At 69.7% G+C, this 13,608-nt stretch carries 13 protein-coding genes and 1 pseudogene; 1 reads left to right on the forward strand and 13 read right to left on the reverse strand.

Going from position 1 to position 13,608, the window contains the following annotated elements; translation table 11 throughout:
• Nucleotides 1-13: 13 nt before the first annotated feature.
• From ISU10_RS00480 to ISU10_RS00530, 11 genes are all read right to left on the reverse strand, one after another.
• Nucleotides 14-637: a TetR/AcrR family transcriptional regulator gene (locus ISU10_RS00480; protein ID WP_194694394.1), complete on the reverse strand. Its 624-nt coding sequence runs from the start codon at nt 635-637 to the stop codon at nt 14-16.
• Complete coding sequence (locus tag ISU10_RS00485) at nt 634-2,064, reverse strand: class I adenylate-forming enzyme family protein (RefSeq protein ID WP_194694395.1); 1,431 nt, start codon at nt 2,062-2,064, stop codon at nt 634-636. The genes ISU10_RS00480 and ISU10_RS00485 overlap by 4 nt, the downstream gene beginning before the upstream one ends.
• Nucleotides 2,052-3,626 carry a class I adenylate-forming enzyme family protein gene (locus ISU10_RS00490; protein WP_194694396.1) on the reverse strand — a complete coding sequence of 525 codons (1,575 nt, stop codon included), beginning with the start codon at nt 3,624-3,626 and terminating at the stop codon, nt 2,052-2,054. The genes ISU10_RS00485 and ISU10_RS00490 overlap by 13 nt, the downstream gene beginning before the upstream one ends.
• A 416-nt stretch (nt 3,627-4,042) precedes the next feature.
• On the reverse strand, nt 4,043-5,515 hold the full coding sequence (locus ISU10_RS00495; RefSeq protein WP_194694397.1) for a hydrogenase large subunit: 1,473 nt from the start codon (nt 5,513-5,515) through the stop codon (nt 4,043-4,045).
• The gene (locus ISU10_RS00500; RefSeq protein WP_194694398.1) at nt 5,512-6,909 is read right to left on the reverse strand and encodes a proton-conducting transporter transmembrane domain-containing protein; all 1,398 of its coding nucleotides are present in this window, start codon (nt 6,907-6,909) and stop codon (nt 5,512-5,514) included. The genes ISU10_RS00495 and ISU10_RS00500 overlap by 4 nt, the downstream gene beginning before the upstream one ends.
• Entirely contained in the window at nt 6,909-7,571 is a 663-nt protein-coding gene (locus tag ISU10_RS00505; RefSeq protein WP_194694399.1) for a hypothetical protein, read from the reverse strand. The genes ISU10_RS00500 and ISU10_RS00505 overlap by 1 nt, the downstream gene beginning before the upstream one ends.
• Nucleotides 7,572-7,574: 3 nt before the next feature.
• Nucleotides 7,575-8,546: a respiratory chain complex I subunit 1 family protein gene (locus ISU10_RS00510; RefSeq protein ID WP_370864477.1), complete on the reverse strand. Its 972-nt coding sequence runs from the start codon at nt 8,544-8,546 to the stop codon at nt 7,575-7,577.
• On the reverse strand, nt 8,543-10,534 hold the full coding sequence (locus ISU10_RS00515) for a proton-conducting transporter transmembrane domain-containing protein (RefSeq protein WP_194694400.1): 1,992 nt from the start codon (nt 10,532-10,534) through the stop codon (nt 8,543-8,545). Before ISU10_RS00515 ends, ISU10_RS00510 begins: the two co-directional genes overlap by 4 nt.
• A complete protein-coding gene (locus ISU10_RS00520) occupies nt 10,531-11,019 on the reverse strand; it encodes an NADH-quinone oxidoreductase subunit B family protein (RefSeq protein ID WP_194694401.1) in 489 nt (162 codons plus the stop codon). Before ISU10_RS00520 ends, ISU10_RS00515 begins: the two co-directional genes overlap by 4 nt.
• Complete coding sequence (locus ISU10_RS00525; RefSeq protein WP_194694402.1) at nt 11,016-11,588, reverse strand: adenylate kinase; 573 nt, start codon at nt 11,586-11,588, stop codon at nt 11,016-11,018. Before ISU10_RS00525 ends, ISU10_RS00520 begins: the two co-directional genes overlap by 4 nt.
• A 35-nt stretch (nt 11,589-11,623) precedes the next feature.
• Complete coding sequence (locus tag ISU10_RS00530; protein WP_194694403.1) at nt 11,624-11,968, reverse strand: ArsR/SmtB family transcription factor; 345 nt, start codon at nt 11,966-11,968, stop codon at nt 11,624-11,626.
• A 92-nt stretch (nt 11,969-12,060) separates the two neighbouring features.
• On the opposite strand from ISU10_RS00530, the pseudogene ISU10_RS22735 reads away from it, so the two are divergent.
• Nucleotides 12,061-12,255 (forward strand): annotated as a pseudogene (locus ISU10_RS22735) (IS3-like element IS987 family transposase); the annotation flags it as partial.
• Nucleotides 12,256-12,305: 50 nt separating this feature from the next.
• On the opposite strand, the gene ISU10_RS00540 reads toward ISU10_RS22735, so the two are convergent.
• Together ISU10_RS00540 and ISU10_RS00545 are read right to left on the reverse strand one after the other, a co-directional pair.
• Nucleotides 12,306-13,058 carry a ZIP family metal transporter gene (locus ISU10_RS00540; protein WP_194694404.1) on the reverse strand — a complete coding sequence of 251 codons (753 nt, stop codon included), beginning with the start codon at nt 13,056-13,058 and terminating at the stop codon, nt 12,306-12,308.
• Between the two features lie 33 nt (nt 13,059-13,091).
• Nucleotides 13,092-13,601, reverse strand: a complete 510-nt coding sequence (locus ISU10_RS00545; protein ID WP_194694405.1) for a MarR family winged helix-turn-helix transcriptional regulator — start codon at nt 13,599-13,601, stop codon at nt 13,092-13,094.
• Between the last annotated feature and the right edge of the window lie 7 nt (nt 13,602-13,608).

The raw sequence follows: 13,608 nt of genomic DNA on the forward strand, positions 1-13,608 counted from the left end.
TGGGGGCCGCGGACTACTTCCGCGGATTCGCCATGGCTTGGAGCACGATCTGGGCGACGTCACCTGCTTCCTTCCCAGCGTCGGCCCGACCTTGGACCAGGGCAGTAACGATGGCGCCTTCCATGAGGAGCATCAGATGTGAGCCGATGAGCTCGGCCGACTCCGCGGGGATCCCCTCCTCCGTGGCGAGGGTGACGAGCCAGCGGCGGGTGCGGTCCTTGTGGTTGAGAACCGCCAAGAAGGCCGGGTGCTGATGATCGGGGAGCTGGATGGAGGCGTTGATGAACGCGCACCCCTGGAACGCGGAGCTGTTGATCCATTGGTCGAGCACGTCGAACACCGCGCTCAGAGCAGGCGCGCCACCAGTCGTGCGCTGCTCGACCTGGGAGACAAACCACGTGAAGTGCTCGAGGTCAACGACGTCGAGACACTCTGAGATCAACGCATCTTTGGAGCTGAAGTGCTTGTAGAGGGTGGCCTTCGTGACCTGGGCCGCGGCCGCCACGTCGTCCATGCTGACCTGTTGGATTCCACGCCTGTACAACAGGTCGGCGGCGACCTGGATCACCCGCTCGTGGGTGTCGGCGCGCCGCTTCTGTCGCGCGACGTACTGCGGTCGATCCCCGGTGCCGGTCATTGAATCGCGGCCCCGTGTGTCGATGCGTTGCAGCTGTGTGAGAAGCGGGTCGGCACCTTGTACGGTGCCAACCGTGTTCGCAGCGAGCTGCGCAATGCATCGTCGTCGGGGGGGCGGTAGTCCGGGGGCCAGGTGATCGTCGCCAACACGGCCTCGCCCCACTTCGGGTCAGGGACAGCAGAGACCGCCACGTCCATCACGTTGAGGAGCTCTCGGATCGCCTCCTCGACCTCTTGCGGGTAGACGTGATAGGAGCCGGTGTTGATCATGCCGTCCAGGCGACCCTGCAGCCGCACGTATCCGTCACCGTCAACGGTGGCCATGTCGCCGAGGGAACACCAGCCGTCAGGGTCGGTGAACGCGGGCGACGACATCGCCCCTCGGACCCGGAGTTCACCACCGCCGTCGTCCCCTGCGTTCTCGACCGGCCGGATGTCGAGCTCTACTTCTGCGACGGCGCGACCACAACTGTCGAGCAGATCATCCTCCCCAGCGGCAATGCGTTCGTGCTCGGCTCTGCCGAGGACAGTGAGCGGCCAGCCGCCCTCGAGTCGACCGTAGATCTGGGTGAGAACTGGACCGAGGTGTGCAAGCGCATGGCGGAGCTCTTCGGGTGTGATGGGCGCCCCGCCGTAGACGATCCGACGCAACGGCAGGCTCCCATGCTCCTCGACCCACCCCGCGAGCCGGGTGACCATGCCAGGCACCATGAACGCGGTAGTAGCCCGATGTCTGGTCGCAGCTTCGGCTACAGCGTCCGCATCGAACTTGTCCACGATCACCTGCGGAATTCCCATGGTCAAGAAGGGGAACGTGGCGACCAGCCCCGTGCCGTGCATGAGCTGCTGAACGGTCAGGAGCAGGTCATCGGGCCCGACGGGCGGGCCATACCCGCCCTCACCGAAGAGGCGAGCGTTGGTCGCCATGTGGGCCGCCCAGCCTCGGTAGGAGATCGGAATGGCGAGCAGCCCGCCGGACGACACCGTCCGCGGAAAGAGCAGATGGGTGGTGTCGTCCTCCACCTTCACAGCGCGAGCCGGGCCGGCCGCTCCCGGCGTACGGGCGTCGTCGTAGGTGACTGCCCCAGCCAGGCCGGCGACGTGCGCCGAATCGCCCAAGACGAGTTCGACACCGGCTGCGGCCCAGATCGCTCGCGCCTCGTCCGCTGGGGCCCCGGGATCAACCGGCACCCGGGTGAGACCGGCACGCTCCACCGCGAGATGGGCGATCAAGGCCCACACCGAGTTCTGGTACCAGAGGCCAACCTGCGCGCCGGGGCCGGCCTCTTGCAGGAAGCCCGCCAGCCGGTCGACCTCGGCGTCGATGGCCGCGCCGCTCCACGCCTGATCTCGCCAGTGCACCAGTGTCCGGTCGGCCGCATCGTTCAGTGCACGCCGGACGGCATCCCCAGCGATCACTCCGCCCACGCCGCTTCGATCCGAGAGCGAAGTTCTCCGCGCTGGACCTTCGCGCCGCCCAGGACCGTCGGCAGCTCCTCCAACACCACGACCCGGCTGGGCCGCTCGTGCTCTCCCAGAGAGCCGGCCGCGGCGAGGATCGCCGACCTGACTTCCTCGGAGTCGATCACCCCGGCCACCAGCTGGACGCCTGCGACTACGCGCGCCTCGCCGTCCACCTCGATCCCGACGACGCCGCAGTTGGCGACGGCTTCGTGTCCGAGGATCGCCGACTCCACGAGGTGGGGATAGACCGCCATCCCGTTGACGTGAATGGTGTCGCCAGCCCGATCGGAGTAGTAGAGGAACCCGTCCGCGTCCATGTAGCCCACGTCTTCGGGGCGGAACCAGTCGTTCGGGAAGTACGTCGCGGCCGTCTTGTCCGGCAGCTGCCAGTACTCGCCCTGAGACATGGGGCTGCGCACCACGATCTCCCCCACCTCGTTCGCGCCGAGACGAGTGCCGTTGTTGTCCACGACAGCGACCTCGACGAACGGTGACGCCACCCGTCCCACGCTGTTGAGCCGGCGCGGGTCCTGAGCCACGTCGCCGGGAAGCAGTCGGGTGATCACAGCCCCCTGCTCGGTCGAGCCGAAGCCATGGCACCACACCGGGCCCATCACCTCGGTGGTGCGCTGGAGCTGCTCCGGGGTCGCGAAGAAGATCACCATCCGCCGCATCGCCAGGTCAGCACCACCACGGGCCTCGATGTCGTCGAGGACCGGCGACAGCAACGGCGCCGGCATCAGCGTGCCGGTCACCTGCTCCTTGACCAGGAGGTCGACGAACGCCGTGGCATCGAACCCCGAATCATCCATGAGCACTGACCTGGCGCCACGCATCAGGTACGGATACAGAGTCTGGAAGCCGCTCGCCCACTGGAGCGGGTGGAAGTGCAGATTGACGTCGTCCGTCGACACCGCTGGCGCCGTACCGAAGCTGTCGAGATGCTGCACGTTCTGGTTGATGACCGCCTGCCACGACCGATACGTCTTCACCCAGGCCTTCGGCATCCCCGTCGTGCCAGAGGTCAGCTGGAGGAAGCACGGCGCGTCCTCGTCGACGGAGAGGAACGCGTCATCCGCCGAGCCGGAGCCAACAAGCTGCTCATAGGGCACCGCCCAGTCAGGGCAGCCGTCGCCGATCGCCACGAACAGGCGGACCGTGGACAGCTGGCTGCGAGCCGCCTCCACCTGGTCGAGGAACGCCGTGTCGAAGAAGAGCCCTTCGGCGCCGACGTGGTTGAGAGAGGCCACGTGCGCCTCCATGTCGAAGTGGCTGTGCAGCACCACGCGAACGATCTGGTGCTTCTCGAAGCCCAGCCAGGTCTCGACGACCTCGCTTCGATTGAGGCTCAGCAGTCCCACGCGGGCGCCTGACCCGATCCCGGCGGTCCGGACGCCGGAGCCGACCTGGTTCGCCCGAGCGTTCAGCTCGGCGAACGTCTGTGTCCCGCTGGCATCTGTCAGCGCGTCGCGATCGCCGAACTGCTCGGCTGCCAAACGACTCAGATACCCGGCCTCGATGCGCATCGCTGACTCCTTAAAGATAAGTAGACTGCTGCGTATATCTACCTGGCTCTGAGGACACCTGTCAAGGGTTGAGGTACCGATCGGGTCGCCCGGCATGTCGCCTTCTCGTGTCCCTGCTCGATGGCGGATGACCGCGCGGGTAGCAACGTGCCTCACGCCCTTGCAGGGGTCTCCCGGACATCGCTTTGCGACCCCGCCGAGGTCGTGGCGGTTGGGGAGACCACGGCAGGGCCCGGCCGAGGACCGTGTCATGAGGGACACGCTCGAGACCTCCGCGCACGCCGGCATCACCGTCCCGGTCGCACGGGACGAGGCGTGTTCGCGCTGTTCACCGCGGGGATCGACTCGTGGTGGCCCCGCGAGCGCTACTCGATCGGCACGGCTCCCGACCCGCTACGGCGACCGGCACGGCGACGTCAGAGGTCGTTGCCGGCGTAGGACTGGTTGAAGCTCTTGTTGGCCAGGGGGAAGTCCGGGACGATCGTGTCCGCCAGCGCCACCGGTAGGGCCGGCCAGTTGAAGAAGGACGGATCGACGACCTTGACGCGGCTGATGCGGCCGTCGGTGCCGATCTCGACGCGATGCGCGATGGTGCCGCGCCAGCCGCCGGCGAGGCCGATCCCCGCTCGCCCGCCGGTCGCGCGGCGGACCGAGCCCGACCCGGTCTCGCCAGCCAGCCTGAGCAGCAGATCGGTGAGCAGGTGCGCCGAGGCCTGGACCTCTCGTGCGCGCACCAGGTAGCGGGCAAGTACGTCGCCACCGTGCTCGACGACGACCTCGAGACCGGGGAGGTCGGCGATCGGGTGGTCGCGCCGGGCGTCGACGTCGATGCCGGATGCGCGCGCCACGTAGCCGAGGACGCCGAGGCCGCGGGCCTGCTCGCCGGGAAGTACGGCGGTGCCGGTGAACCGGTCGAGCACGGTGGAGTTCGACAGACAGATGTCGACGACCTCGGCGACCCGATGCGCCACGGAGGTGATCTCAGCCGCGGGCGGTAGGTCCAGGACATGGGCGCCGCCGACGCTGATGCCGCCCCGCAGCAGGCGATGGCCGGTGACCTGCTTGTTCAGGCGGAGTAGCGATTCGCGGATCGTCTGGGCGTGGGCGTTGGCGATGCCGTACCCGACGTCGTTGGCGAGAGCACCGAGGTCGGCGACGTGGTTGTGCAGACGCTCGAGCTCAAGCAGCACGGCCCGTATCAGCCGGTCCTGCTCCGCGATCTCGATCCCGAGTGCCCCCTCGACTGCGACGGCGTACGCAATGGCGTGCCCGACCGCGGTGTCCCCGCTGATCAGCTCGGCGAGCGCGATGCCATCCTGCACCGGCTGCCCCTCGAACAACTTCTCCACGCCGCGGTGCACGAACCAGAGCCGAGCCTTCATCCGCAGGATGGTCTCGCCGACCACTGAGAACCGGAAGTGGCCCGGTTCGATCAGGCCGGCGTGCACCGGCCCCACCGGGATCTCGTAGACGCCGTCCCCCTCGACCTCCACGAACGGGAACGAGCCGACGTCCGGCTCGAAGGCCGGGGCCGGTCCGGCGTCGCGCCGCATCGGGTACCACCCGCTCGGCCAGTGCGCATGTCGTACCAGCCTTGCCGGGAGGGGATGCCCCTCGGGAGTGATGCCGTACAGGTCGTGGAGCTCGCGCTCGAAGCGACCGATGCCGTAGTCGAGGTCGGCGAGGCTCGGGACGACCGGACGGTCCTTCGGCACCCGGATCGTCAGCTCGACGCGCGCGTCGTCGGCTGCGCGGACGAGCACGTAGACGACACGCAGGCAGTCGTCGTCCTCGTGACCGGCAACCAGCGCCACCCGGTGACCTTCCCCGAGCAGGGCCGCCACCGCGCCACGAAGCTGGGTCGCAGTGAGATCGTGCGTCGTACTCATCCGGCGCCTCCCAGGACCCGGGCCGCATCGGTGAGTACGGCGGCGAACGGGCCGGCGACGAACCCTGCCACTGCGGTGGTTCCGAGGGCGACGCCCAGCGGGAACCGCGGGCCGGGCGTCGACCAGTCGGGCGCCGAATCGGACATCTGTTCGGGCTCATCGGCCGACGAGCCGAACGCGATGACCGCAACCCGCCGCGCCAAGGCCGCGAACGCCCCGAGGACCAGCAGCACCGTGGCCGCCATCACCCACCCCATACCGCGCTGGACACCGGCCACCACGATCGCGACCTCGGAGAAGAACAGGCTGAACGGCGGAAGCCCGAGCAGGGCGGTCACGCCGACCAGGAAGGGGACCGCGACGCCGGGTCGGCGGCGGAGCAGCAGGCGCAGGTCTTCGATCCGGGTCGTGCCCTCGGTCTCGAGGATCCATCCGGATGCAACGAAGGCGCTGGACTTGGCCAGCCCGTGGCCGAGCACGTGCAGCAGGGCCGCCGAGATCGCCAGCGGACCGCCGATCGCCGCGGCCAGGGCGAGCACACCCATGTGCTCGACGCTGGAGTAGGCGAGCAGCCGTTTGAGGTCGCGCTGCGCGATCAGCAGCAATGTCGCCACGGCCAGCGACAGCAGGCCTGCGGTCGCGAGCATGCCGCGCATCAGCCCGGTGCCGATCACCGGGGCGGCGACCGCCTGCACGCGCAGGATCGCGTAGAACGCGACCGAGAGCAGCACCCCGGACATCAGCCCGGAGACCGGGGCCGGTGCCTGACTGTGCGCGTCGGGCAGCCAGCTGTGCATCGGTGCGAGCCCGGCCTTGGTGGCGAAGCCGAGGATGGTCAGGGCGGCGGCGAGCCGGACCAGTGACGGGTCGAGGGCCGGGTGGGTGGCGTCGAGCGTGGCCCACGAGAGCGTGGGTGATCCGGCCGACCGGGTCGCGGCGTAGAGCAGCACGATGCCGAGGAATGCGATCGCCACGCCGACCGAGCCGAGCACGACGTACTTCCAGGCCGCCTCGAGGGCGCGCCGGGTGCCGTGGTGCCCGACCAGGAATGCGGTGGCGATAGTGGTGGCCTCGACGGCGACCCAGAGCACGCCGAGGTTGTCGGCCAGGACACCCAGCGACATGGCACCCAAGAAGAGCACCACGAGTACGGCGTACGCGTTAGTCGGTGCCGGATTCGGTCGCACCCGTAGCCCGCTCCACGTCGCCGTGAGGCCGACGGCACCGACGACGGTGAGCATGAAGGCCGAGAGCGCGTCGGCGCGCAACTGGCCGCCGAGCGCCGTGACCGGGCCGCTCTGGCGGACGACGACGTCGAGCGCGACGCCCGCGCAGAGGATCGCGGCCGCGGCGACCACGCCGGCGTATCGGCGCACGGTGACAGGGATGGCCATCAGTCCCGCAGCTCCGTCATGTCGTCGAGGTCGGCGTCGCCGTACTCGGTGCGGATCCGGCTGGTGAGCACTCGCAGGATCAAGACGACCAGCAGGACGTCGAGTGACACCCCGAGCTCAACCACCAGCGGGACGCCGCCGGCGGTCAGGAACGCCACGGTGGCGATCCCGTTGTCGAGGAGCAGGAACCCGATCAGCTGGGAGACCGCGTGCCGCCGGGTGGACAGCACCAGGAAGCCGAACAGCGCCATGGCCATGCCGACGGGGACGGCGGCGACCGCGGCGGTCGACCCCAGCGCGAGCACGGGCCGGCTCACCAGGTAGGCCAGCATCGTGAGGAAGGAGACCGCCAGCAGCGCCGCAGTGGTGTTGATCAGCGGTGTCTCCTCACGCGCTCTGGTGCGGTCGGATGCGGTCGCGCGGGCGAGGACCGCCGGCAGCACCACACCCTTGAGCGTCGCGACCAGCACGGAGACCCAGAGGAGCTCGGCGCTGTGCTCGTGGAGCCCGAGCACGGCGACCAGCCCGGCGAGCGCCCAACCCTGGACGGCGAGCAGCCGGATGTGGGCGCCGAGCGAACGTCGCCACACGATGAGCACCGCGCACAGCAGCAGCAGCCCGGCTGACAGCTGGAGCAATTGGGTGTAGGTGGTCTCAGACATCGCTCACCCCTGCACCACCAGGTACGACGCGGTCACCGCAAGGAAGGCCAGGACGAACGACCCGGCCATCAGCTCGGGCACCCGGAACAGCCGGACCTTCGCGAGCGCGACCTCGACCGTGGCCAGCGCGGTCGCGGCCACAGCAAGCTTGGCGACGAGCGCGAGCACGGCCACGAGCATGCCGGCGGCCGTCAGATCGGTCGCCACCCCCCACGGCACCAGCAGCGTGCTGACCAGCCCGAGCAGGACGCCTAGCCGCAGCCACGAGCCGACTTCAAGCCAGGCCAAGTCCCTCCCGGAGCTCTCCAGCACCATCGCCTCGTGCACCATCGTCAGCTCGAGGTGGGTGGCCGGGTTGTCCACGGGCAGCCGACCGGTCTCGGCGACGACGGCGATGGTCAGGGCGAGCAGGGCGAGCAGGCTGACCGGGGACAGCACGCTGGCCGGGTCGTCCAGCCTCGCCTCGACGATGCGGGACAACACCGAGGAGCCGACTGGAATCGACAGGGCGTAGACGGACAGCAGCACCGTTGGCTCGACCAGCGCCGAGATCATCATGTGCCGGCTCGAGCCCATCCCGCCGAACGCGGTGCCGGCATCGAGGCCGACCAGGGCCAGCGCGACGCTGCCGAGGAGCAGGATCGACACGACGACGAAGAGGTCGTCAGGCAAGCTCGGGAAGGTCACCGTCCCGAGCAACGGAGTCAGCGCGCACAGCGCGAGGCTCGACGACACCAGGAGCACCGGCCCCGCCATCGCCCACCAGCTGCGTCCCTGCGCCTGGAGCGGCTCCTTGAGCAGCAACTTGCGCAGGTCGCGCCACGGCTGGAGCACCCCACCGCCGACGCGACCCTCCAGGCGTGCACGGACCGTGCGCATCAGCCCGATCAGGAGGGGTGAGAGCACGACCAGAACCAGCACCTGGCTGGTGGCGAAGGTCGCGGCCGAGACATTCACGCCGACAGAGCCGTTCACAGGGCCACCACCACGAGCACGACGACCAGTGCAAAGAACGAGTAGGCCAGGTAGCGGTGGATACTGCCGTTCTGCAGCCGGCGACCGGCGACACCGAGCCGCTCGACCAGGGTCAGCATCGGTCGGTACATCCGGTCCTCGACCAGGTCGACGACGTGCTGGTGGAACTGGACCCGCTCGACGAGGTAGCGGGACTCGCCGGCATGGGTCACCACGACGTCGCGCTCGGGTCGCAGCGCGTCGTCGAAGACCCGGGTCAACGGTTCGGCGTACGACGTCGCGGTGTACTGCATCCGCGCGCTGGCCCGCACTCCACCGCCGCCCCAGGCCAGCTCGACCTCGCGTCGGGGCACCTTCCGGGCAGCCGCCTTCGCGATCAGTGCGACGGCGGTCACCATCACGCCGACCAGGACCAGAACGGCGAGCGGCTCGAGCCGGGCGCCGAGGTGCGTGAACCCAACCTGGGTGACCGCGGAACCGGCGGGAAGCCCCACGGCCCGGGCCGCGGCCTGGGCGAGTGCACCTGGGACCAGGCCGAGTATCAGCACGACGCATGCCGCTATGAGCATCGCGGCCCGCATGCTCGGCGACGCCTCGTGTGCCTGGGCCGCACCGTCGGAGCGGGCGCGGGCGAGGAACGCGATGCCGTAGGCCTTGACGAAGGTGACCAGCGCGAGGCCCGCAGTGAGGGCGACCACGCTGACCGCGATCGGCATGGTCACGGCAACCATCCGGTCGTGCGGCCGGCCACCGTGGATCACCGCCTGCAGCAGGGTCCACTCGGCCACGAAGCCGGCGGTCACCGGCAGGGCGGCGGCACCCAGCGCACCGATGCCGAACGCCGTCGCCGTGACCGGGAGTCGCGAGACGAGTCCACCCATCCGGTCCAGGTCGCGCTCACCGGTGGCGTGCAGCACCGAGCCGGCCCCGAGGAACAGGGTCGCCTTGAACGCGGCGTGGCTGGCGACCAGCAGCAGGCAGGCGAGGAGGGCGGCGTCGCCGGCCGCGGACACCTGATGGGCACGCAGTATCAGGGCCGTGCCCAGGGCCAGGAAGATGAGGCCGATGTTCTCCGTGGTCGAGTAGCCCAGCAGCCGCTTGAGGTCGCTCGCGACGGATGCCTGCAAGATGCCGTACACCGCGGAGACGGCCCCGAGACCGACCACGACCGCGCCCCACCAGGCGGGTCCCCCGGGCATCAGCCGGATCGAGACCAGCAGCACACCGTAGACCCCCATCTTGACCATGGCCGCGCTCATCACCGCCGACACGTGACTGGGGGCCGCCGGATGGGCGCGCGGGAGCCACACGTGCACCGGCACGACGCCCGCCTTGGTGGCGAACCCGGCGACCAGCAGCAGGAACGCGACCGCCGCGGTTCTGGATGTGGGGTCGACCCGGCTCATCGACGCCCAGTCGATGCCGCCCCCCGCGTGGGCCAGCACGGTGAACCCCAGGAGGACGAGGACGAAGCTCAGGTGCGTCATGGCGGCATACCAGAGGGCCGCAGTGCGGACCTCGGCGCGCCCGGCATGCTCGGTGAGCACCAAGACCGTGGACGCCAACGCCATCAGCTCCCACATGAGCAGGAAGGACACGAGATCCCCGGCCGCGGGGACCAGCTGCATGGCACCCAGGAACACCGCGAGTGCGACCCAGGAGGTTCGCGACGCCGCCGGGCCGCTCGCGTATCCGATCGCGAACACGGCAGCCACCGCGCCGACCGCACCTGCGACGACCATGAAGAACCCGCCCAGCGGGGTCGGATCGAGGGTGACCGGACCGAGCGACAACGCGGTGGGCAGTTCGACCACGCCGTGCCGGCCGGCCAGCGCCCAGGCGCCGGTCAGCACACCTGCGAGACCGAGCAGGGCCGACAGGACGCCGGCCAGTAGCGAGCGCAGCCGCGGAGGGGCTGCGATCGCGGCCACGACGCCCGCCAGGACCAGGACCAGCTGGGTGTCGAGAGCGAGCTCGACGGGAGTCACTTCCCGGTCACCTGCCGCAGTGCCTCGACGATGGCGGACGGCTCCGGCGGGCAGCCGGGAACCTCGAGGTCGACGTCGACGGCGTCGCTCGCTGAGCCAGCAACGCCGTACGCGCCGGCGAACCGGCCGCAGTTGCGCGCACAGTCGCCGACCGCCAACACCACTCGCGGCCGCGGTGTCGCCTCCACGGTACGACGCAGCGGCTCGAGCATGTTGTGGGTGACCACGCCGGTGACCAGCACGACGTCGGCGTGCCGGGGCGAGGCCACCAGACGCGCGCCGTACCGCTCGGCGTCGTAGACCGGGCCGAACGCCGCGCCCAGCTCGATCTCGCAGCCGTTGCAGGAGCCGGCGTCGACGTGGCGAACCTGGGCGCTTCCCCGCAGGACCCGTGGCATTCCTGACAGGGGTTCGGGTGCCGGCGGTGCGAGTTCCGCGACCCTGCCGGTCCTGCCGATCAGCCGAGCGAGGCCGAGCAGGCTCATCGGGACAGCCGGTCGAGCGTGGCGGCGATCCGGCCGGCGACCTCCTCGACGGAACCGAGCCCGTCGACGCGCACCAGGATGCCCCGTGCGTCGTACTCATCGGTCAACCGGGCCGTCTCCTGCGCGTAGATCTCCTGGCGGCGGCGGATGACGTCCTCGGTATCGTCGCTGCGGCCTTCGGCCCGGGCACGCATCAGAAGTCGATCAACGAGTAGGGACACCTCGGCGGTCAGCAGGACGACGGCGTCGAGCGCCTCCCCTCGCTCCTCGAGGACCGCGTCAAGCACCTTGACCTGCTCGAGGGTGCGCGGGTAGCCGTCGAGAAGGAAGCCCTGCGCACAGTCGCGGCGCCGCACGCGGTCGCGAACCAGGTCGTTGGTGACTTCGTCCGGTACGTACTCACCGCCGTCCAGGTACCGCCGCACGACGAGACCCAACGGGGTCCCGGCTGCGACGTTGGCGCGGAACATGTCACCGGTCGAGACCACGGGTACGCCGTACCGCTCGGCGATCGCGCGGGCCTGCGTTCCCTTGCCGGCCCCCGGGGGCCCCATGATCAACATGCGCATGTGTGATTGCTTCCTTTCGACAGGTTCACGCAGACTCACGCCCTGGTCTGCCGACCAGGCGGGGTCAGCTCGGGCTCGAGGTCGACCTGTGCCGCGGCCAGACCCGACAGGATCCGACGGGCCGCGAGCAGCAGGTCGCGCATCTCCGGCGCACGCAGCGAGTACACGACCTCGCCATCGCGACGGCTCGAGACCACCAGGGAGGTGCGCCTGAGCACCGCGAGCTGCTGCGAGAGGTTGCTCGCCTCGATCGCGATCTCATCGAGCAGTTCGTGCACGGCGTGGTCACGCTCGCTGAGCAGCTCGAGGATGCGAATCCGGGCCGGGTGGCCCAAGGTGCGGAAGAACTCCGCCTTCGCCTGGTACAGCGGCACAGACATCAGACCTCCGATCGACGATCGAATACCCAGACACTTTGTCATATGAAGAAGTCTTCATCAAGTCAGGCACCTGGCAGCAGCCGCGAGGCGCCGTGGTCCGCACCTCAGTCGACGACATCGCCGACATCTACGGCTCGGAGTGGGCGGCGATGAGCAAGGTCGCAGAGCTGCTCGGGGTCGGCACGTCGGAGACGGTGCGCAAGTGGTGCCGGCAGGCCGAGGTCGACGCCGGCAGGCGGCCCGTCCTCACGACCGAGGAGCCGGCGGAGCTGAAGCGGTCAAAGCGCGCTTGAGCTCGGCGTCCAGCCGCCGAGGATCGCCGAGTGGCGCGTTCCAACTATCCAGCGCGTCCGATCGTGAACGCGGTCAGGAATCCCAGGGTGGCGATGAGGCCGGCGTAGAGATGCGTGCGCTCGAAAGCTTCGGGGATCATCGTGTCGGCGACCATAGTCAGGATCGCTCCGGCGGCGAGCGCGGTGATGGCGGCCACCAACTCGGCCGAGGCTCCTTGGAGCAGAAGGCAGCCGAGGAGTCCGGCGAGTCCGCTGGCGACGGCAACGCCGATCCAGACGCCGAAGACGTAGCGGGCTGGGCGTCCGTTGCGTTTCATTCCGGCCGCGCTGGAGAGCCCCTCGGGGAGGTTGGAGATGAAGATCGCCGCCAACACCGGGATGCCTATGCCGTTTCCGCCCAGGAGCGAGAGGCCGAGAACCACGGACTCGGGGATCCCGTCGAGGAGGGCCCCGATCGCGATCGCGGAGCCGCTCCCGCCCTGTTCTACCTCACTGGGCTGTTGATCCCCTGAGCGCTTGCGGTGGCGGGCTCCTCGTCTGGCCAGCACCACATTGGCGAGAAGGTAGGCGACCGCGCCGACCAGGAACCCGAGCACGGTGGCCGTGAGACCACCCTTGGTCTCGGCCTCGTCCACCAGGTCGAACGCCAGCGCGGAGATCAGCACTCCAGCTCCGAAGGCCATGACCGAGGCCACGATGCGCTGTGGAACCTCGATCAGCCAGGCCACCCCCGCGCCCACGACGAGGGCGCCCCCCGCGGCCAGGCCCCACAGGCCGGCTTGCAGCCAGATCGGCATCTCAACCAGCTTTCTGGGGCGCGATGATCGGTCTCACAGGATGTGCGCGGTCCACTGCGCCTCGCCGACTTCGTTCGCGGCTTCACCGAAGGCGGTGAGTGCGGTGATGGCAGCCTCGACGTCGTCGGGCGACATGTGGCTGAGGATGCGTCGGACCTCGTGCCGTCGGTGAGCTCGGACGGTCTCCAGGAGCTCGCGTCCCGAAGCCGTCAAGGACACCTCGACGGCTCGCCCGTCGGTGGTCGACCGGTCGCGGGAGACCAGCCCCAGCTTCTGGAGCCGGTCGCACAGCCGGCTGGCGTTGGACGCGTTCACCTCCAGCTGTCCGGCCAGGGTCCCGACGGTCTGGTCTCCCCCCGTCGCCAGCAGGACGAGCAGGCGGTGCTGGACCAGCGTCACCTCGACCGGCGCGGCGTTGACGGAGCGAACGGCGGTCCCCACGAGTGCCCGGCTGACGGTGATGAACGCGTCGGCCAGCGCGTCGGCCAGCGCGTCGTCCAGCGCGTCGTCCACCGCCGGGGACGCCGGCGTCCGCTTGGTCATGGGTGCC

This window comes from Nocardioides agariphilus, assembly GCF_015352445.1.
GTDB lineage: Bacteria > Actinomycetota > Actinomycetes > Propionibacteriales > Nocardioidaceae > Nocardioides > Nocardioides agariphilus.